The organism is Streptomyces sp. NBC_01433 (assembly GCF_026340105.1).
Lineage (GTDB): Bacteria > Actinomycetota > Actinomycetes > Streptomycetales > Streptomycetaceae > Streptomyces.
Genome location: NZ_JAPEPM010000001.1, coordinates 2,383,781 through 2,402,034, shown reverse-complemented (window position 1 = coordinate 2,402,034; position 18,254 = coordinate 2,383,781). Strand labels below are relative to the sequence as shown.

At 68.0% G+C, this 18,254-nt stretch carries 16 protein-coding genes; 9 read left to right on the top strand and 7 right to left on the bottom strand.

Features of this window, described 5'->3' with window-relative positions; genetic code table 11:
- The first annotated feature begins 17 nt into the window (after positions 1-17).
- From rnpA to OG413_RS10820, 8 genes are all read left to right on the top strand, one after another.
- Complete coding sequence (gene rnpA, locus OG413_RS10855; protein ID WP_073727745.1) at positions 18-389, top strand: ribonuclease P protein component; 372 nt, start codon at positions 18-20, stop codon at positions 387-389.
- A complete protein-coding gene (gene yidD, locus OG413_RS10850) occupies positions 386-745 on the top strand; it encodes a membrane protein insertion efficiency factor YidD (RefSeq protein ID WP_073727742.1) in 360 nt (119 codons plus the stop codon). The genes rnpA and yidD overlap by 4 nt, the downstream gene beginning before the upstream one ends.
- A 3-nt stretch (positions 746-748) precedes the next feature.
- A complete protein-coding gene (gene yidC, locus OG413_RS10845) occupies positions 749-2,026 on the top strand; it encodes a membrane protein insertase YidC (RefSeq protein ID WP_266804641.1) in 1,278 nt (425 codons plus the stop codon).
- A gap of 14 nt (positions 2,027-2,040) precedes the next feature.
- Entirely contained in the window at positions 2,041-2,550 is a 510-nt protein-coding gene (locus OG413_RS10840; RefSeq protein WP_073727738.1) for a R3H domain-containing nucleic acid-binding protein, read from the top strand.
- 109 nt (positions 2,551-2,659) lie between these two features.
- Positions 2,660-3,376, top strand: coding sequence for a 16S rRNA (guanine(527)-N(7))-methyltransferase RsmG (gene rsmG, locus OG413_RS10835; RefSeq protein ID WP_266804640.1), 717 nt, complete (start codon positions 2,660-2,662; stop codon positions 3,374-3,376).
- A 304-nt stretch (positions 3,377-3,680) separates the two neighbouring features.
- Positions 3,681-4,757, top strand: a complete 1,077-nt coding sequence (locus OG413_RS10830) for a ParA family protein (RefSeq protein ID WP_323137912.1) — start codon at positions 3,681-3,683, stop codon at positions 4,755-4,757.
- Positions 4,754-5,854: a ParB/RepB/Spo0J family partition protein gene (locus OG413_RS10825; RefSeq protein ID WP_266804638.1), complete on the top strand. Its 1,101-nt coding sequence runs from the start codon at positions 4,754-4,756 to the stop codon at positions 5,852-5,854. The genes OG413_RS10830 and OG413_RS10825 overlap by 4 nt, the downstream gene beginning before the upstream one ends.
- Before the next feature lie 304 nt (positions 5,855-6,158).
- Positions 6,159-6,776, top strand: coding sequence for a GNAT family N-acetyltransferase (locus OG413_RS10820; RefSeq protein ID WP_266804636.1), 618 nt, complete (start codon positions 6,159-6,161; stop codon positions 6,774-6,776).
- 85 nt (positions 6,777-6,861) lie between these two features.
- Here the strand turns inward: OG413_RS10820 and trxA are convergent, their stop codons facing one another.
- From trxA to OG413_RS10785, 7 genes are all read right to left on the bottom strand, one after another.
- Positions 6,862-7,194 carry a thioredoxin gene (gene trxA / locus OG413_RS10815; protein WP_266804634.1) on the bottom strand — a complete coding sequence of 111 codons (333 nt, stop codon included), beginning with the start codon at positions 7,192-7,194 and terminating at the stop codon, positions 6,862-6,864.
- Between the two features lie 43 nt (positions 7,195-7,237).
- Positions 7,238-8,209: a thioredoxin-disulfide reductase gene (gene trxB / locus OG413_RS10810; protein WP_266804632.1), complete on the bottom strand. Its 972-nt coding sequence runs from the start codon at positions 8,207-8,209 to the stop codon at positions 7,238-7,240.
- Between the two features lie 115 nt (positions 8,210-8,324).
- On the bottom strand, positions 8,325-9,290 hold the full coding sequence (locus OG413_RS10805; protein ID WP_266804630.1) for a hypothetical protein: 966 nt from the start codon (positions 9,288-9,290) through the stop codon (positions 8,325-8,327).
- A complete protein-coding gene (gene sigM / locus OG413_RS10800; RefSeq protein WP_266804628.1) occupies positions 9,287-9,991 on the bottom strand; it encodes an RNA polymerase sigma factor SigM in 705 nt (234 codons plus the stop codon). The genes OG413_RS10805 and sigM overlap by 4 nt, the downstream gene beginning before the upstream one ends.
- Positions 9,992-10,252: 261 nt before the next feature.
- Positions 10,253-11,968 (bottom strand): protein kinase family protein, encoded by a 1,716-nt coding sequence (locus OG413_RS10795; protein WP_266804626.1) that lies wholly within the window; start codon positions 11,966-11,968, stop codon positions 10,253-10,255.
- Positions 11,969-12,097: 129 nt separating this feature from the next.
- Positions 12,098-14,257: a murein biosynthesis integral membrane protein MurJ gene (gene murJ, locus OG413_RS10790; protein WP_266804625.1), complete on the bottom strand. Its 2,160-nt coding sequence runs from the start codon at positions 14,255-14,257 to the stop codon at positions 12,098-12,100.
- A gap of 49 nt (positions 14,258-14,306) precedes the next feature.
- Positions 14,307-16,604, bottom strand: coding sequence for a DUF6049 family protein (locus tag OG413_RS10785; protein ID WP_266804623.1), 2,298 nt, complete (start codon positions 16,602-16,604; stop codon positions 14,307-14,309).
- Between the two features lie 182 nt (positions 16,605-16,786).
- On the opposite strand from OG413_RS10785, the gene OG413_RS10780 reads away from it, so the two are divergent.
- Complete coding sequence (locus OG413_RS10780) at positions 16,787-18,229, top strand: CCA tRNA nucleotidyltransferase (protein ID WP_266804621.1); 1,443 nt, start codon at positions 16,787-16,789, stop codon at positions 18,227-18,229.
- The last annotated feature ends 25 nt before the right edge of the window (positions 18,230-18,254 follow it).

Here is an 18,254-nt window from a genome sequence, read left to right as displayed (position 1 = left end):
CGTTTACAGGTCATGACGTGCTGCCTACCGAGAATCGGCTGAGGCGGCGCGAGGACTTCGCGACCGCGGTACGACGAGGACGTCGAGCCGGACGTCCGCTACTCGTCGTCCATCTATGCAGCGGTGCAACGGACCCGCACGTGACTGGGGAGACTGTTCCCCCGCCGCGTGCGGGTTTCGTTGTCAGCAAAGCTGTGGGTGGAGCGGTCGTACGCACAGCGGTGAAGCGAAGGCTTCGTCATCTGGTCCGCGAACGGCTGGCTCAGCTGCCCCCCGGTAGCCTGGTCGTCGTACGAGCGCTGCCCGGATCGGGCGACGCCGACCATGCACAGCTGGCCCGAGACCTGGACGCCGCCCTGCAGCGGCTCCTGGGAGGGGGCGCGCGATGAAGTACCCGTTGCTGGCTCTCATCAAGCTGTATCAGTGGACGATCAGCCCACTCCTCGGGCCTGTCTGCCGTTACTACCCGTCGTGTTCCCACTATGGATATACGGCGATCGACCGACACGGTGCGATCAAGGGAACAGCGCTGACCGCATGGCGCATCCTGCGATGCAATCCGTGGTCACCCGGCGGTGTGGATCATGTCCCGCCACGCAAGCGTCCGCGCTGGCACGAGTTGCTGCGCAACGCTCTGCGCGGCGGCAAGGGCGGGGACTCCGCCGCTGATGTGCCGCCCGGGGGGTCGGTCTCCGAACCCCTGAGCCCGGCCACAGAGACCTCGTCCAAAGCTCAAGGAGCCTGATTAGTGGACACGATTGCCAGTCTGTTCAGCTTTATCACCACACCTGTCTCATGGGTCATCGTCCAGTTCCACAAGCTGTACGGAGCGATGTTCGGTGATGACACGGGCTGGGCCTGGGGCCTGTCCATCGTGTCCCTGGTGGTGCTGATCCGGATCTGTCTGATCCCGCTTTTCGTGAAGCAGATCAAGTCGACCCGGAACATGCAGGTGCTCCAGCCGAAGATGAAGGCGATCCAGGAGCGCTACAAGAACGACAAACAGCGTCAGTCCGAAGAGATGATGAAGCTGTACAAGGAGACGGGTACCAACCCGCTCTCCTCGTGCCTTCCCATCCTGGCGCAGTCCCCGTTCTTCTTCGCCCTGTATCACGTGCTCTCGGCGATCGCCTCGGGCAAGAAGATCGGCGCGATCGACCAGTCGCTGCTCGACAGCGCGCGTCAGGCCCACATCTTCGGTGCCCCGCTGGCCGCGAAGTTCACGGACAGCGCTGACAAGGTCGCCTCTCTGCAGGCTTCGCTGACCGACGTCCGCGTCGTCACCGCGATCATGATCGTGATGATGTCCGCGTCGCAGTTCTTCACGCAGCGCCAGCTGATGACGAAGAACGTCGACCTGACGGTGAAGACCCCGTACATGCAGCAGCAGAAGATGCTGATGTACATCTTCCCGGTCATCTTCGCCGTGATGGGTATCAACTTCCCCGTCGGTGTCCTCGTCTACTGGCTGACCACCAACGTCTGGACCATGGGTCAGCAGATGTACGTGATCAACCAGAACCCGACGCCGGGCAGCAAGGCGCAGGACCAGTACCTGGGACGTCTGCTGAAGAGCGTGACCTCTCATGGCGAGGTACGCGGGCGGACCAGGCGCAACATGATCAAGCGGATCGTCGCCAAGGGCCCGGACCGCAACGACATCGAGCGCAAGTTCATCACCGGTCTGGCCAAGCTGGGTCTCGCGGCCCAGGAGGACGGCACGGTGGCCAAGAGCGATACGGCCGTGGCCGAGGCCGAGGGCGGCGGTGCGCAGAAGCGGCACCAGCCCAAGCGGCAGACCAAGGCGAAGCGGCAGACCGGGGCCACCACGGCCGGTGGTGCCAAGGATTCCGATACGGCCGATTCGGCCGAGCCGGGCTCCAAGACCTCGCTGGAGAAGAGCGACGCCTCGCAGGACGACGACAAGCCGAAGGCGGCGGGCAAGCCCGCGTCCGGCTCCTCACGCCAAGCCAAGTCCGGACAGCGCAAGGGCCCGCAGCGGCCCAAGCACCCGTCCAAGAAGTAAGAAGGAGTCCATCCGTGACGGAAGGCACCACCTCCACGGCCGCTGAGGGCAGCGACACTCTGACCCGCCTCGAGCAGGAAGGGGAGATCGCAGCCGACTACCTCGAGGGCCTGCTCGACATCGCCGACCTCGACGGCGACATCGACATGGACGTCGAGGCGGACCGGGCCGCGGTCTCGATCATCAGCGACTCGGCACGTGAACTGCAGAAGCTCGTGGGGCGCGACGGCGAGGTGCTGGAGGCGCTTCAGGAGCTGACGCGGCTGGCCGTCCACCGGGAGACCGGAGACCGCAGCCGTCTGATGCTCGACATCGGTGGCTTCCGGGCCAAGAAGCGCGAAATCCTCGCCGCGCTGGGTGCCAAGGCCGCGGACGAGGTGAAGACCTCGGGCGAGCCGATGAAGCTGGACCCGATGACGCCGTTCGAGCGCAAGGTCGTGCACGACGCGGTCGCGGCAGCCGGTCTGCGCAGCGAGTCCGAGGGCGAGGAGCCGCAGCGCTTCGTCGTCGTTCTCCCGGCCTGACCGGATCCTTGTACTGTCGGCCCCGTCTGTTCGCAGGCGGGGCCGATCTTTGTCAGCCTGATAGTCAGCCACCCACAGTGCGTTAGTGCGGTACGGAAGGACGGTCCCCGTGACGGAGGCAGCAGAGCTCCCCCAGGCACCTGAAGAGGCGCAGGCGGTATTCGGAGAGGTCTTCCCGGAAGCCGTCCGGTACGCGGAGCTCCTTGCGGATGCCGGGGTCAAGCGCGGTCTGATCGGGCCGCGTGAGGTGCCGCGGCTCTGGGAGCGTCACCTGCTGAACTGCGCGGTGCTCTCCGAGGTGGTCCCTGAGGGGGTCACGGTGTGCGATGTGGGCTCGGGGGCCGGCCTCCCCGGTATCCCGCTGGCTCTGGTGCGCCCGGATCTGAAGATCACCCTGCTGGAGCCGCTGCTGCGACGGACGAACTTCCTCCAGGAAGTCGTCGAGCTGCTGGGACTGGACCATGTGACGGTCGTCCGTGGCCGCGCGGAGGAAGTTCTCGGGACCCTGGCGCCCGTTCATGTGGTGACGGCTCGCGCGGTGGCCCCGCTGGACCGGCTGGCGGGCTGGGGTGTGCCCCTGCTGCGCCCCTACGGAGAAATGCTGGCGCTGAAGGGCGACACCGCGGCGGAGGAGATCCAGGGCGCTCGTGCCGCCCTGAGCAAGCTCGGAGTGGTCGAGACCGAGGTGCTGCACGTCGGTGAGGGTGTGGTCGATCCGACGTCCACGGTGGTGCGTGTGGTGGTCGGGGAGAGCCCCGGTGGTGTGAGGTTCGCCGCAAAGAGGGCCAAGGCCGCGCGGGTGGGACGTACGCGTCGGCGTCGCTGAATCCGACGGATGGGACGGGGCGGCGGGGCGCGACCGCCCTTTACGTACCGATTCGTTCTATTTATCAGTATTGCTCCGGTAATGAGGTCGTACGTACCTCGTGCGGAGTGTCGTGGCCTGGTAATAGCGATGCGGGGGCATCGTGTTTCACGTGAAACGTCGCTCTCTGCTGCACGGAATCATCAGCCGCGGTCGCGCGGCTGCCACGCCGCGCGACCGCAAGCCCGTTAGGGCTACCGAGTTGTCCACAGGCGCGGATTCATCCACAGAACAGCGGGCCTCGCTGGTTCACGACCCCGAAAGCATGGCAGGCTCTGTTCATTGCGAGCCTGAAGTCGAGGAGAGTGAATCCTTGCGGTCCGACGCCAACATCGCGGGACCGATGACCGATCCGGTCCCCGGTCCCCGAACCGAGTCCGCGGGGGAGGGTGTTTCACGTGAAACACCGCCGCCGCTGGACGACACACCCATCGGTCGTGCGGCCCAGCTGGCGGTTGAGGCCCTGGGCCGCGCCGGCGAGGGGCTGCCCCGCCCTGACCAGACCCGCGTCATGGTGGTGGCCAACCAGAAGGGCGGGGTCGGCAAGACGACCTCGACGGTCAACCTTGCCGCGTCGCTGGCGCTGCACGGCGCGCGTGTTCTGGTGGTCGACCTCGACCCGCAGGGCAACGCCTCCACGGCTCTGGGAATCGACCACCATGCCGAGGTTCCCTCCATCTATGACGTCCTGGTGGAGAGCCGGCCGCTCTCCGAGGTGGTTCAGCCGGTCCCGGACGTCGAAGGTCTCTTCTGCGCCCCCGCCACCATCGATCTCGCCGGTGCGGAGATCGAATTGGTGTCGCTGGTGGCGCGGGAGAGCCGGCTTCAGCGGGCCATCCAGGCGTATGAGCAGCCGTTGGACTACATCCTCATCGACTGCCCGCCCTCACTCGGTCTGCTGACGGTCAACGCCATGGTTGCCGGAGCCGAGGTGCTGATTCCCATCCAGTGCGAGTACTACGCGCTGGAGGGACTGGGGCAGCTGCTGAGGAACGTCGACCTGGTCCGGGGACATCTGAACCCGGATCTGCATGTGTCGACGATCCTGCTGACGATGTACGACGGCAGGACCAGGCTCGCCTCGCAGGTCGCCGAGGAGGTGCGTACCCACTTCGGCAAGGAAGTGCTGCGGACGAGCATTCCGCGATCGGTGCGTATCTCGGAGGCCCCGAGCTATGGGCAGACCGTGCTGACCTACGACCCGGGATCCAGCGGTTCGTTGTCGTATCTTGAGGCAGCACGTGAGATTGCCCTGAGGGGCGTCGGGGTGCACTACGAGGCCCAGCATGCCCACACGGGTAGTCAGAACAGCCAGCAAAGCATCTCGGAGGGCATCCAGTGAGTGAGCGTCGTAGAGGGTTGGGGCGTGGGCTCGGTGCGCTGATCCCCGCGGCTCCGCAGGAGAAGCAGGTACCGTCTCCCGGGGGCGGCTCGACGTCGCCCGGGACGATTCCGGTGTTGACGGCCGAGCGTGGAGTGGCCGCCGCGAAGGTGACCACTCTCCCGCAGGCTTCGGTGGTGCCGGAGCCGAGTGCCCCGGAGGCTGAGCGGGAGACGGTCGCTGACACGACGGCTTCCGCCGGGGCGTACTTCGCCGAGATCCTCATCGGATCGATTACGCCGAACCCCCGACAGCCCCGTGAAGTGTTCGATGAGGACGCTCTTGCCGAGCTGGTCACCTCCATCAAGGAGGTCGGTCTCCTCCAGCCCGTCGTCGTGCGGAAGGTGGGTCCGGACCGCTACGAGCTCATCATGGGTGAGCGTCGTTGGAGGGCCTGCCGCGAAGCGGGTCTGGAGCGGATTCCGACCATTGTCCGGGCGACGGACGACGAGAAGCTGCTCCTGGACGCTCTCCTTGAGAACCTTCACCGGGCTCAGCTGAACCCGTTGGAAGAGGCGGCCGCGTACGACCAGCTGCTCAAGGACTTCAAGTGCACCCACGATCAGCTGGCCGACCGGATCGGGCGGTCCCGTCCGCAGGTGTCCAACACCCTGCGCCTGCTGCGGCTCTCGCCGCCCGTGCAGCGAAGGGTCGCGGCGGGAGTGCTTTCGGCCGGTCATGCTCGGGCGCTGCTGTCCGTCGATGACTCCGAGGAGCAGGACCGGCTGGCTCATCGCATCGTGGCCGAAGGGCTCTCGGTACGCGCGGTCGAGGAGATCGTGACGCTCATGGGGTCGAGTCCCACGAGCTCGCCGAAGTCGAAGGGGCCGCGGGCCGGCGGGCGGGTGTCGCCCGCGCTGAGCGACCTGGCCTCCAGGCTCTCCGACAGGTTCGAGACGAGGGTGAAGGTCGACCTCGGCCAGAAGAAGGGCAAGATCGTCGTCGAGTTCGCTTCGATGGAGGATCTGGACCGGATTCTCGGCAGCCTCGCACCGGGCGAGGGACGTGTGCTGGAGCGGGGACTCGCCGAGGGCTCGGAAGAGGACGCTGACGGCTGAGGTCCGAAGGACCCGTGTGGGGCGGGCTGCGTTCCGGTGAATGCCGGAACACAGCCCGCCCTTTGCTCTCTCTCGGTTTCCGCATCAACTCTGGGTGGATACGATGCGTTCTGGTATGGCGCATCCACCTGGATCCACCTCGGAGGAGGGCGGAGACCGTGCGAGCAGTGAGCCGCAGCCGACTGGTGACCGTCGGGTTGGGCCTGGGGGCCGTCGGAGGTTTCGTCGGCAGTCTGTTCCGCGAACGGAGTGCGCTGACAGCCGCACGCGATGCGGCGGGCGAAGGAAGTGAGGAATCGCCTTCATGGGGCGTCGACTCGTACCGCTCACACTGGACAACCTTCCGGATCTCCCCAAGCGGTGCCGATCGTGCGTCTTCTGGGAACTTGATCCGGTCAGCGGGGAAGCTGCGGTAAAGGCGGGCAGACCCGAGCTGGAAAAGGAAGCCTGGATCTCCGCGGTGCTGCTGGAGTGGGGTTCCTGCGGTCGGGTCGTTCATGTCGATGATGTGCCGGTCGGCTACGTGCTCTATGCGCCGCCCGCGTATGTCCCGCGGGCGACCGCGTTTCCTACCAGCCCCGTCTCCCCCGATGCCGTTCAGCTCATCACGGGGTGGATCACGCCGGGATATCAGGGGCAGGGACTGGGGCGCGTCATGGTGCAGACGGTGGCCAAGGACCTGTTGCAGCGGGGATTCAAGGCGATTGAGGCGTTCGGGGACGCCCGGTGGAAGGAGCCTGCCTGTGTACTCCCGGCGGACCATCTGCTTGCGGTCGGATTCAAGACGGTGCGACCGCATCCGAGGTACCCGCGGCTGAGGTTGGAGCTGCGTACGACGCTCTCCTGGAAGGAGGACGTCGAACTCGCTCTGGACCGGCTGCTGGGAGCCGTACAGAAGGAGCCGGTGCTGCGTCCGCTCTGAGCGGGGGCCGCCTCTGAGACGTGAAACGGGCCCACCCCTTCAAGGAGTGGGCCCGTTTCACGTGAAACATCGTGCCGGGTGGTACTTACTGGCCGATGAAACCTTCGAGGTCACGGAGGATCGCGGCCTTCGGCTTGGCACCGACGATCGTCTTGGCGACCTCGCCGCCCTGGTAGACGTTGAGCGTCGGGATGGACATCACGCCGTACTTGGCGGCGGTGGCCGGGTTCTCGTCGATGTTGAGCTTGACGATCTCGATCTGGTCGCCGTGCTCGGCGGCGATGGCCTCCAGCGAGGGGGCGATCTGGCGGCAGGGGCCGCACCAGGCCGCCCAGAAGTCCACCAGTACGGGCTTCTCGCTCTTCAGGACCACTTCGTCGAAAGTGGCGTCAGTAACGTGCTTCAGGTCGCCGGCCACGGCGGCCTCCTTAGTTTCTCGTAGTGGGGTGAGATGAGGCAGATCAGACTGCCGGGGTCTTCTCCGGCTCGGCGAGCTGGCCGTCGGCGAGCGCGGCGAGGAAGCGCTCGGCGTCCAGAGCTGCGGAACAGCCGGTGCCGGCAGCAGTGATGGCCTGTCGGTAGGTGTGGTCGACAACGTCTCCGGCGCCGAATACACCCGTCAGGTTGGTACGCGTCGAGGGGGCTTCGACATTGAGGTATCCCTCGTCGTCGAGGTCGAGCTGGCCCTTGAAGAGCTCGGTGCGCGGGTCGTGACCGACGGCGATGAACAGGCCGGTCACGGGGAGCTCCGAGGTCTCGCCCGTCTTGGTGTTGCGCAGGGTCAGACCGGAGAGCTTCTGCTCACCGTGGACCGCGGCGACCTCGCTGTCCCACGCGAACTTGATCTTCGGGTCGGCGAAGGCACGGTCCTGCATGGCCTTGGAGGCGCGCAGGGAGTCACGGCGGTGGACGATCGTGACGGACTTGGCGAACCGGGAGAGGAAGGTCGCCTCTTCCATGGCGGTGTCGCCGCCGCCGACCACGGCGATGTCGTGGTCCTTGAAGAAGAAGCCGTCGCAGGTGGCGCACCAGGAGACACCACGTCCGGAGAGGGCGTCCTCGTTCGGCAGGCCGAGCTTGCGGTGCTGGGAGCCGGTGGTCACGATGACGGCCTTCGCACGGTGCACCGTGCCCGCGGTGTCGGTGACGGTCTTGATGTCGCCGGTGAGGTCCACGGAGACGACATCGTCGGGGATGAGCTCCGCGCCGAAGCGCTCGGCCTGCGCGCGCATGTTGTCCATGAGCTCGGGGCCCATGATGCCGTCCTGGAAGCCGGGGAAGTTCTCCACGTCGGTGGTGTTCATCAGCGCACCGCCGGCGGTGACGGCGCCCTCGAAGACCAGCGGCTTCAGCGATGCCCGCGCGGTGTAGAGGGCCGCCGTGTAACCGGCCGGTCCCGAGCCGATGATGATCACATTACGGACGTCGCTCACGGGTTACTTCCTCGTCTCTGCAGACTGCCTACTGCCTACTGGGGCCGGTTCAACGACTCTCACCCCACCCAACGGATCCTACGGGGGATGCATTCCCGACGTGCCGGGGCCGTCGTCAGGGGCGGTTGTAGGAGTGGGTGAGCAGCAGCCGCCCCTTGGCCTTGGGCGTGGCGTCGACGCAGGTGGCGTCGACGACGTAGGCCTGAACGCGGGTGGTGTCGGTGGCGTGGGGCAGGACGACGAGGAAGGCGTCCGTTCCCTGGTAGTGGCCCTCGGCGAGGGCCAGAGCCGGGGTGTTCCGGCCGGTGGCCTGCTGAACGCACGGGGGCACTGTCACGACAGGTGTACGCAGCGGCCTCCTGGGTGCGGAGGAGTCGGAAGCGCCGACTTCGTTGGTGGATTTGGTGCCGGCCTCCGGCTGCTGCTTCTGGCCGCTGGGACTCTCCGAGGCCGCTGTGCTGCTCAGAAGGCCCTGCACCCTGCCTTCGAGCGTGTCCTCCGAGAAGCTCTGTGCGCTGCTCTCTGCCCTGCCGGCGCCGCTGTCCGCCTGGGTGCTTGTCGTATCCCGCGACGGCTGGAGCTGCTGGAGGAGGAGGGCGCTCATGGTGATCACCGCAGCGCCGACCGCCGTACCGATGATCACTGCGCGTCGACGGCGGCGAGAGGGGTTGCGGCCCGGCCCTGTGGCGGCTCGTGGGCGGCCTGCGGGGCGGTCGGCGCGGGAGAGATCGGTGCGCTGGTCCGGGAGGTCGGTCGCCTGAGGGGCGGGGTCCTCGGTGGACGACGATGTTTCACGTGAAACATCGGCTGGGCTGCCGGGGACGGTGGAGTCGAGAAGGGCTTCTGCCGCCAGAGCGGCGTCGATGCGTCCGGCGATGTCTTCGGGCATCGGCTGAGGGCCCGGGAGCGTGCCGAGCAGCCCGCGGATCTCCTCCAACGAGGTGCGGACGTCACCGCAGAGCGAGCAGCTGTCGACATGGCTGCGGACTTCCGCCGTGCGGGATGGGGAGAGAAGCCCTTCGGTGAGGTCGGAGATCTCCGAGACGTCCGGGTGCTGAGCGGTGTCTGCCGTGGATGTCATGTGCGCCCACCTCCTCCCTTCACAGCAGCAGGATCACTTGTTCCTGCGTCCTTTGGTCCCGATGCTGGTGGGACGGATGTCCCGGGCGTCCGGTTCCTTCCCACGGTGAGGCCGCCACTATCCCCGTTGTCACCGCGCAGATGGGTGACGAGGGGAACCAGTCTCGCCCGGCCGCGTGCGCAGCGGCTTTTCACGGTGCCGGTCGGCACGTCGAGAATGCGAGCGGCCTCCGCGACGGGATAGCCCTGCATATCGACCAGGACGAGGGCGGCGCGCTGTTCGGCGGGCAGGGTGGCCAGGGCCGCCAGAAGCTGGCGGTGCAGATCTTGGCGTTCCGCGGGAGCCTCGGCGGACTCGTGCGGCTCCAGGAGCTGATCCAGCCGCTCGGCGTCGTCGACCGGCGCCGTTTTGCGGGAGGCAGCCTTGCGAGCGCGGTCGAGGCAGGCGTTGACGGTGATGCGGTGCAGCCAGGTCGTCACGGCGGACTGGCCTCGGAAGGTGTGGGCGGCCCGAAAGGCCGACACCAGGGCGTCCTGGACGGCGTCAGCCGCTTCCTCCCGGTCCCCGAGGGTGCGCAGCGCCACGGCCCACAGCCGGTCGCGGTGGCGGCGTACGAGCTCACCGAAGGCGTCCGGTTCGCCTGCGACGTGCTGGGCGAGCAGTTCCGCGTCGCTGAGCGGAGCTGACGGATCGAAGGCCACCGTCCCCCCTTTCTTGGCCAGATCGTATGCGGGTGTGCCCAACGTGAAGAAGGCTGCCGTCATGCGCCTTGTCGCCGCAACCCTTGCCGCGGCCGACGTTCAGGCTGGTTCGGTGGCTAGGCGAACGGTGGCTGCGACCGCGTCGTGGACGTACCCGGAAACTCTGGAGTCAAGCTGAAGAGGGGCGTCTTCATCAAGGCCGATGGGGCTGATGGGCGCAAACTCCGGGTGGCGAGGGGTTTCCCTCCCCACCCGGAGCTGTCAGCCCATGACGGAGATCTCCGAGATCCCACCGCGGAACCGGTCGGGTGATCCGTCCGTCGGGAGCTCGGTGATGCGGACCAGAACGTAGCGGGTCCGCACGGGCTCGGTCAGCTTCCCGCTCAATGTGACCCCCGCCGTCGTCTGCTCCACGAGCCGCTGGGGAAAGTCCGTGAGGGCCGACGGTGCGGATGCGTCCGGTGCGGCCGCCCGTACCTCGGCGCCCTGCCCACCGCGGTACATGGCGACTTCGATGCCGGTGACGTCCTGGACACTGCCCAGGTCGACGATGACGCCACTGCCCTGCTTGCGGTTGGTGAGGTTCCCGAAGTTGGCGTACCCCCGGTACTGCGGGGTGATCCACGAGGTGCCGGGCCGGCCGTCGATGGTCTTGGGCACATCCTCCTGCTGTATCCCGGACCCGCTGGGCATGAACTCCGTCGCTCCGGCGATGCGGAGCGGCTTGGCCGGGATGGGCTTCTCGTCGCCCTCGTCCTTCGTCGTCTGCGTGGTGCCGGGGTCCGAGGAGTCGTTGCGGCGGTCGAGGAGCGTTTCGGCGAGCTGCCAGCTGCCGAGCCCCAGAGCCGCGATGAGCAGTGCGGACACGGCCCACTTGAGGGCCTTGCCGGTGCGGCTCTGGAGCGGGGGCGGCGGGGAGGCCATCACGGGCTGGGTCGCCGAGACAGGGCGGGCCGACGGGCGTCCGTAGGTGCCCTGCTGGTAGGTGGTGCGCTGGTACTCGGGCGGTGCCGTGAAGGTGGGCTCGGGCGGCAGGATGCGCGGCATGGCCGCGACGGCCTTGGCCAGCTCGTCAGGAGTGGTGCACGGCGGTTCCTGGCGTGAGGCCGTGGCACCGTCGTTGGCCAGCGCGCGCATGGCGAGCTCGGAGAGACCGCGGTGGATGCCGGCCCGTACCTGGTCCGGAGCGATCAGGCCCATGCCCTTGGGCAGCCCGGAGAGCCCGTAGGCGTCGTCCTCGTACGGCCAGCGCTGGGTCAGCGCGGCGTACAGGAGGGCGCCGATCGCTTCGGTGTCCGCGCGCAGCGGGCGCTCGGCGGTGATGCCGCGCAGGGCGGCGTTCACGGCGAGGCCGCGGATGCGGTACTGCCCGGTCGAGCTGCGCAGGACGGCACCGGGCGTGAGCCTGAGGTGGGCCAGGCCCTCACGGTGGGCGGCCGCCATGGCCTGGGAGACCTGGCTGACGAGCTGGTAGGCATCGTGGGCGTCCATCGGCCCGGCTGCCAGCAGAGCGGTGAGCTCGGTGGCGTCCGGAAGCCATTCGTGGACGACGTAGACGAGGTCGTCCTCCTCGACCGCGTCCAGGACCTGCACGAAGCGCGGGTCGCCGAGCAGGGCGGACGAGCGTGCCGCCGCCAGCACGGAGCGGGCGCGCGGATGGTCGGCGGGGAGCAGGTGAACGCCCACCGCGCGGCGCAGTTTCTCGTCGACAGCGCGCCAGCTGCTGAATCCGTCCAGACGGGTGACGCACTCTTCGAGCCGGTAGCGTCCGGCAAGTTTGTGACCGCTGTGCAGATCGGGCGTCGCCGGGACGGCATCGGAGGGCTCCCGCTCACCGTCCGCGCCCGTGGGGCCTTCGCCCGTTGTGTCCTTGGCTTCCGCCGTACCGTCGGTCGTGGCCTCGTCCGCCTTGGCGGTCAGCGGCTCGTCGCCGCTGTTGTCGGCCACGTCGACGGCAGCCGTGCTACGTTCCGCCACCGTCGTTCCTGCCTCCCCATCCGTTGCGCGATGCCAGCCAGCTCTGCACAGTCACGCCAATTGTGCCCACACTCCGGTGCTATGCACGACACGCGGACTCCGGCGATGGTTGTGCGGACGGACGCATATTCAGCGTCCGAGCCGTCCCCGGACCATACCCACCAGGCCGTTGACCTCTTCGATGCGCATCTTCTTCGCGGCTACGAAGAAGATGCTCAGGAGGACGATGCCGCCGCAGATCAGCGCGGCGAGTGAACCGAGGGCCCCCTCGCCGAGAACCTCAAGAAGCACGAAGCCCACGCCGCCGCCGACGACCGCCGCGGGGAGCGCCGCCAGGCAGAGCCGGGCGTAGGTGCGCACGACCTTGGCACCGTCCAGGTCACCGCCCAGCCGGTTGCGCAGTCGGCGCCAGGCGATACCGACACCGACCGCGTAGGCCAGCCCGTACGAGGCGGCCATGCCGACGACCGCCCACCGGGCGGGAAGCACGACGTAGCAGAGCGCGGAGGCCGCGGCGTTGACCGCGGCGACGATGACCGTGTTGTAGAAGGGGGTGCGGGTGTCCTCGTAGGCGTAGAACCCACGCAGCACGACGTACTGCACGGAATACGGGATGAGGCCGAGGGCGAAGGCCATCAGGATGAAGCCCATGGACCGTGCGGCCTCGGTGCCGCTGGAGGCGTACAGCAGGGTGCACATCGGCAGCCCGAGAGCGAGGAACGTGAAGGCGACCGGCACGATGGCGACCGCGGAGTTGCGCAGGCCCTGCGAGATGTCGTCGCGGACCGCGCCGGGGTCGTTGTCGTGGGCGGCGCGCGAGATGCGGGGCAGCAGCGCGGCCATGACGGAGACGGTGATGATGGCCTGCGGCATGCCCCAGATCAGCTGGGCGTTGGAGTAGGCGAGGAAGCCCGTGCCGTCCTTGCCGGCGAGCTTGCCCGCCGACGTGGCGAGCTGGGTGACGACCAGCACACCCGCCTGGTTGGCCAGGACGAACAGGACGGTCCACTTGGCCAGCTTGATCGTCTTGCCGAGGCCGTGGCCCTTCCAGTCGAAGCGCGGGCGGAAGCGGAAGCCTGCCTCGCGCAGATAGGGGATCATCGCGAGGGCCTGGACGACCAGCCCGAGCAGAGTGCCGATGCCCAGCAGCCGGATGCCCTCCGGCGGGATGGTCGCCACTCCCATCCGGGATTCGGCGGAGGTGCCGTAGACCCAGATGAACAGGCCGAACGTGAAGATCATGACGATGTTGTTGAGGACCGGGGTCCACATCATCGCGCCGAACTTTCCGCGGGCGTTGAGGATCTGCCCCATCACCACGTGCACGCCCATGAAGAAGATGGTCGGCAGGCAGTACCGGGCGAAGGTGACGGCCACACTGTCGGCCGCCGCGTCGTTCGCGATCGTGCTCGACATGAGATGGATCAGCAGCGGCGCGGCGAAGACCGCGGCGGCGACGATCAGGCCGAGCGCGACCATCACCAGTGTCAGCAGCCGGTTGGCGTAGGCCTCGCCGCCGTCCTCGTCGTCCTTCATGGAGCGGACGAGCTGGGGTACGAAGACCGAGTTGAGGCCGCCGCCCACGGTGAGGATGTAGATCATCGTCGGCAGGGTGTACGCGATGGTGAAACTGTCACCGAGCAGCGCGGCACCCAGCGCGGCGGTGATCACCAGGCTGCGGACGAATCCGGTGAGCCGGGAGACGAGGGTGCCGGCCGCCATCAGCGCGCTGGACTTCAGCAGACCGGAGGCGCGGCCGCCGGACTTCGGCGGTACCGGCGCCGGAGCCGCTTCCGGCTCGGGCGGCCCCGGTGGCCTCCCGGTTCCCTCCTGGTCGCGGAAGAGATGGGCGAACGCGTCCGGCTCCTCGTGGTTGTCGGACGCCTGGGTGACGAGGGCGTCCACGCCGACGAACTGGGTGGTCGCCGCGTTGTCGCCGTACGGCAGATGGCGGGAGGGGCCCGCGGGCTCGGGCGGCGGGGTCTGCGCCCAGAGACGTGGGTCGGGGGCGTACGGAGTCGCGGGCGGCTGCTGGTAGAGCGGCTGCGGCTCCTGGTACGTGCCGGGGGGCGGCGGCGGGTGCGAGGCGCGGTCGTAGAGCGCCTCGTTCACCGGGTCCTGGGCGGCGAGATCCTGCGCCCGGTAGGGGTCGTGCTCGTAGGCGTGCTGGAGGTACGGGTCGGGTGGCACCGGGCCGTCCTGGCCGGCACCCGGGGGTACCGGGGGCCCGCCGGTAGATCCTGCTCCGCCCGCGCCTTGGCCGCGGTCACCGTCGTACGGCGCGTTCATCGAAACCCCACCTCATCGTCCCCGGCCGACCGGCCACGACAGACATCGCTCAACGGTCCACTTTCTCACCAGTTCCCGACGGTGCCCCGCTTTCCGGACCGGTGTCCGAGGCCGGGTCACTCGGCTGCTCGGGTTCGCCGCCGTTGTCGTCCGCCGTGCCGCCCGCGACGGTGCGCTTGCGGTGGCTGTACATCCTGACGCCCGCGAGCACCAGCAGCAGCAGCCCGCCGGCGATCACCAGCAGCACGGTGGGGGTCACTTCGGAGACCTTCACCGTGAACGTCATCTCTTCGCCGTACGGGGTTCCGTCCTCGGTGAAGAGACGCGCCGTGACGTGCGCCTGACCGTTGGCGCTGGTCGCCGCGTCGAATTTCACGGACTGGCTGTGCCCGCCCGCGATCCTGACCGGCAGCTCGGCCACGGCCCCGTCGTCGTTGAACTTGAGCCGGATGTTGTCCGACGTCAGCCGGAGCACCAGATGGTCGACGCCCTGTACCAGCTTGTTCTGCACCGTCACCGGGATCGTCGCGCTGCGGCCGGACAGGGTGACGTCCGACTTCGCGATGAGCTGGACCTCGTTGGTGAGGCTCTGAAGATACGTGCGTACCGAGTCACGGTACTGCTGTGCTTCCAGCGGCCTGCCGCGCCACGACGTCGACATCGAGCGGTTGATCGCGTTGCCGAAGGGGGTCACGACCCGCTCGGGCTGCGTGAGGATGACCCGGAAGCTGTTGAGCGAGTCCTGGGTGGTCCGGATGTCCTGGAACGCCTGGGTGGGCAGTTCCTGGTTGCGGAGCTTCTTCGGGTACGCGGAGGTCCTGGGCACCTTGGTGGTGGCCTTCGCGTCGGGCTTCACCTCGGCCGCCGCCACCAGGTCGAGAGGCTGCGTCCAGTGGCCCTGGCCGAGCGCCTGCAGGGCGCGGGCCATCGTCTGGGCCTGGGCGACCGTGGGGATCCGCTGCGGCGCCACGACGACGCTGCGCGCGTTGTCCGGGGCCTGCTCGGTCAGCGCCAGCGTCTGGGCGAGGAACTTCTGGATGGCGAGGGTCGAGGCGCCGGCCTTCGACATGTCGCCATCGAACGCGGTGGAGAGCCGGGCGTCGGCGACGACCGCGGTGGTGCCGCCGCCGATCGGACGGGCCGCGGTCGGCGTGTACGGCAGGTTGTTGGTCTCCTGGAGGCTGTCGCTGCGGGCAATGATCTTGTGAGCCCCCGCAGAGGTGGCGATGTCGACGATCGACGGGTCGACGGCACCGTTCACGGGCCAGGCGAAGTCCGTGGACGGCTTCACGTGCAGGACGGTCTCCACCGTCGACGCGGCCACCTCGGAGGCGGTCTGCAGATGGCTCAGGGTGCCGGAGACGTTCTTGCCGCGGTGGGCGATGGATGCCAGGTCGGGGTCGGCGAACGGCAGTGCGATCACCTTGCCGTCCTCCACCGCCGCTTCCAGCGAGGTGAGCCACTGCTTGGCGACGGCCTGGTTCCTCCCCGCGACCGTGGTGCCACCGACCCTGACCTGATAGTTGCCCGTCATCGCGTCGACACCGGCCAGAAGGTCCGGGTCGATGACCCAGGTCACCGGCAGCTGACGTCCCAGCGAGACCAGCTGTTCGAGCCGCCCCCCCGGGGCCAGCTCCATGGCGAGGTCGTCGTTCGCGAAGACCGGCGTCTGCTGTTCGTCCGAGCCCGTCTCCGCCGTCACATGCGGGGACGTGATCAGCGGCCACAGGAACGTCAGCTTGGTCTTGCTGTCGGTGTCCTCGGGCTGCCAGGGAAGGAAGGAGCGCTGGATGCCGAGCACCTGCTCGTATGCGGAACCCGGGGCCCGGCCCGACAGCGAGACACCGAGCTGGTAGACGCCCTCGTCGTCCAGGCCCAGCTTGTCGACGGGAACGGCGAGTGTGAAGTCCTGGCTGATTCCGCTGCGCAGCTTGGGGACCTTCAGCGTGTACTTGCCGCCGACCTCGACCGGATCGGCTCCGGGGATGTAACCGGTGCGCTTGGCCGCATCGTCGATCTCGCCCCTGCTGGAGAGCCGCGGTCCCACCCGCAGATCGACCTCGGCGTCGTTGATCGTCGCCTTGCCCTTGTTGGTGAGGGTGCCGGAGACGGTCAGCGTGTCCCCCTCCACCGGTGCGCTCGGGGAGAGCGTGTTCAGGGAGACAGCGACCGTACGGGAGCCGGTCGGAGCCTTGCCCGGCTCTGCGGCCTGAGCCGTCGGACCGGCCAGGAGAGCGGGCAGCAGCCCGGCCAGCAACGGAGCCCCGACGATCACGGAGACGGTGCGCCTCAGCCACCGGCGGGCAGGAGCGGGACTGATCCCCTGGAAGTCTGCCGCCTCGGCCACGCGCCTACCCGTCCCTCGTCGTCGTCAACTGCTGTCGATCGTTGTCGGTTCTGCGTCCACGCATGGTAACGATGTGCGCCGGGGCTAAGTGCTGGGGTCCGAGCCACATGATCGGGAGAGTCTTACAGGGTCCCGGTAAACGATGACGCCCGGGCCGGTCCATGCACGTAACCTTTTCTGTTGTGCCGAACGCCAACGAAGACAACGCCAGTGCCCTGAGTCAGGTGCAGCACCGCGCAGTGAGTGAGCTGCTGCGGGTGTCCCCGGTCGCAGACGACCTCGCCCGCCGATTCGAGGAGGCCGGATTCAGCCTCGCCCTGGTGGGCGGCTCGGTCCGCGACGCGCTGCTCGGCAGGCTCGGGAACGACCTGGACTTCACGACCGACGCCCGCCCCGAGGACGTTCTCAGGATCGTGCGTCCGTGGGCCGACTCGGTGTGGGAGGTCGGGATCGCCTTCGGCACCGTCGGCTGCCAGAAGGACGGCTACCAGATCGAGGTCACGACCTACCGGTCGGAGGCGTACGACAGGACCTCACGCAAGCCGGAGGTCTCCTACGGCGACTCCATCGAGGAAGACCTCGTGCGCCGCGACTTCACGGTCAACGCCATGGCCGTCGCTCTGCCGGAGAAGGAGTTCATCGACCCGCACGGCGGCCTCGGGGACCTCTCGGAGCGAGTGCTGCGTACACCGGGCACGCCCGAGGAGTCCTTCTCCGACGATCCGCTGCGCATGCTGCGGGCTGCCCGGTTCGCCGCACAGCTGGACTTCGAGGTCGCCCCCGACGTGGTGACGGCCATGACGGAGATGGCCGGACGCATCGAGATCGTCTCGGCCGAGCGGGTCCGTGAGGAACTCAACAAGCTGCTTCTCTCCGCACACCCCCGCAAGGGGCTGGGGCTGCTGGTCGACACGGGTCTGGCCGACCGGGTGCTGCCGGAGCTTCCCGCACTGCGGCTCGAAAGTGACGAGCATCACCGTCACAAGGACGTCTACGAGCACTCCCTGACCGTCCTGGAGCAGGCCATCGACCTGGAGGAGGACGGTCCCGACCTCGTCCTCCGGCTCGCGGCGCTGCTCCATGACATCGGCAAGCCGAGGACGCGTCGCTTCGAGAACGACGGCCGGGTCTCCTTCCACCACCATGAAGTGGTGGGCGCCAAGATGACCAAGAAACGGATGACTGAACTCAAGTACTCCAATGACATGGTCAAGGACGTCTCGCAGCTGGTGGAACTGCATCTGCGCTTCCACGGCTACGGCGACGGGGAATGGACCGACTCGGCGGTGCGCAGGTATGTGCGCGATGCGGGGCCGCTGCTGGACCGGCTCCACAAGCTGACCCGGTCGGACTGCACGACACGGAACAAGCGCAAGGCGAACGCTCTCTCGCGGACCTATGACGGGTTGGAGGAGCGCATCGCCCTGCTGCAGGAGCAGGAAGAGCTGGACTCCATCCGCCCGGATCTGGACGGCAACGAGATCATGCGGGTGCTGGATGTCGGTCCCGGGCCGGTGATCGGCAAGGCGTACGCGTTCCTGCTGGAGCTGCGCCTGGAGAATGGACCCATGGAGCACGATGCGGCGGTAGCGGCGCTCAAGGAGTGGTGGGCCGCGCAGAACTGAGTGCGCCGTCGGTGATGTTTCACGT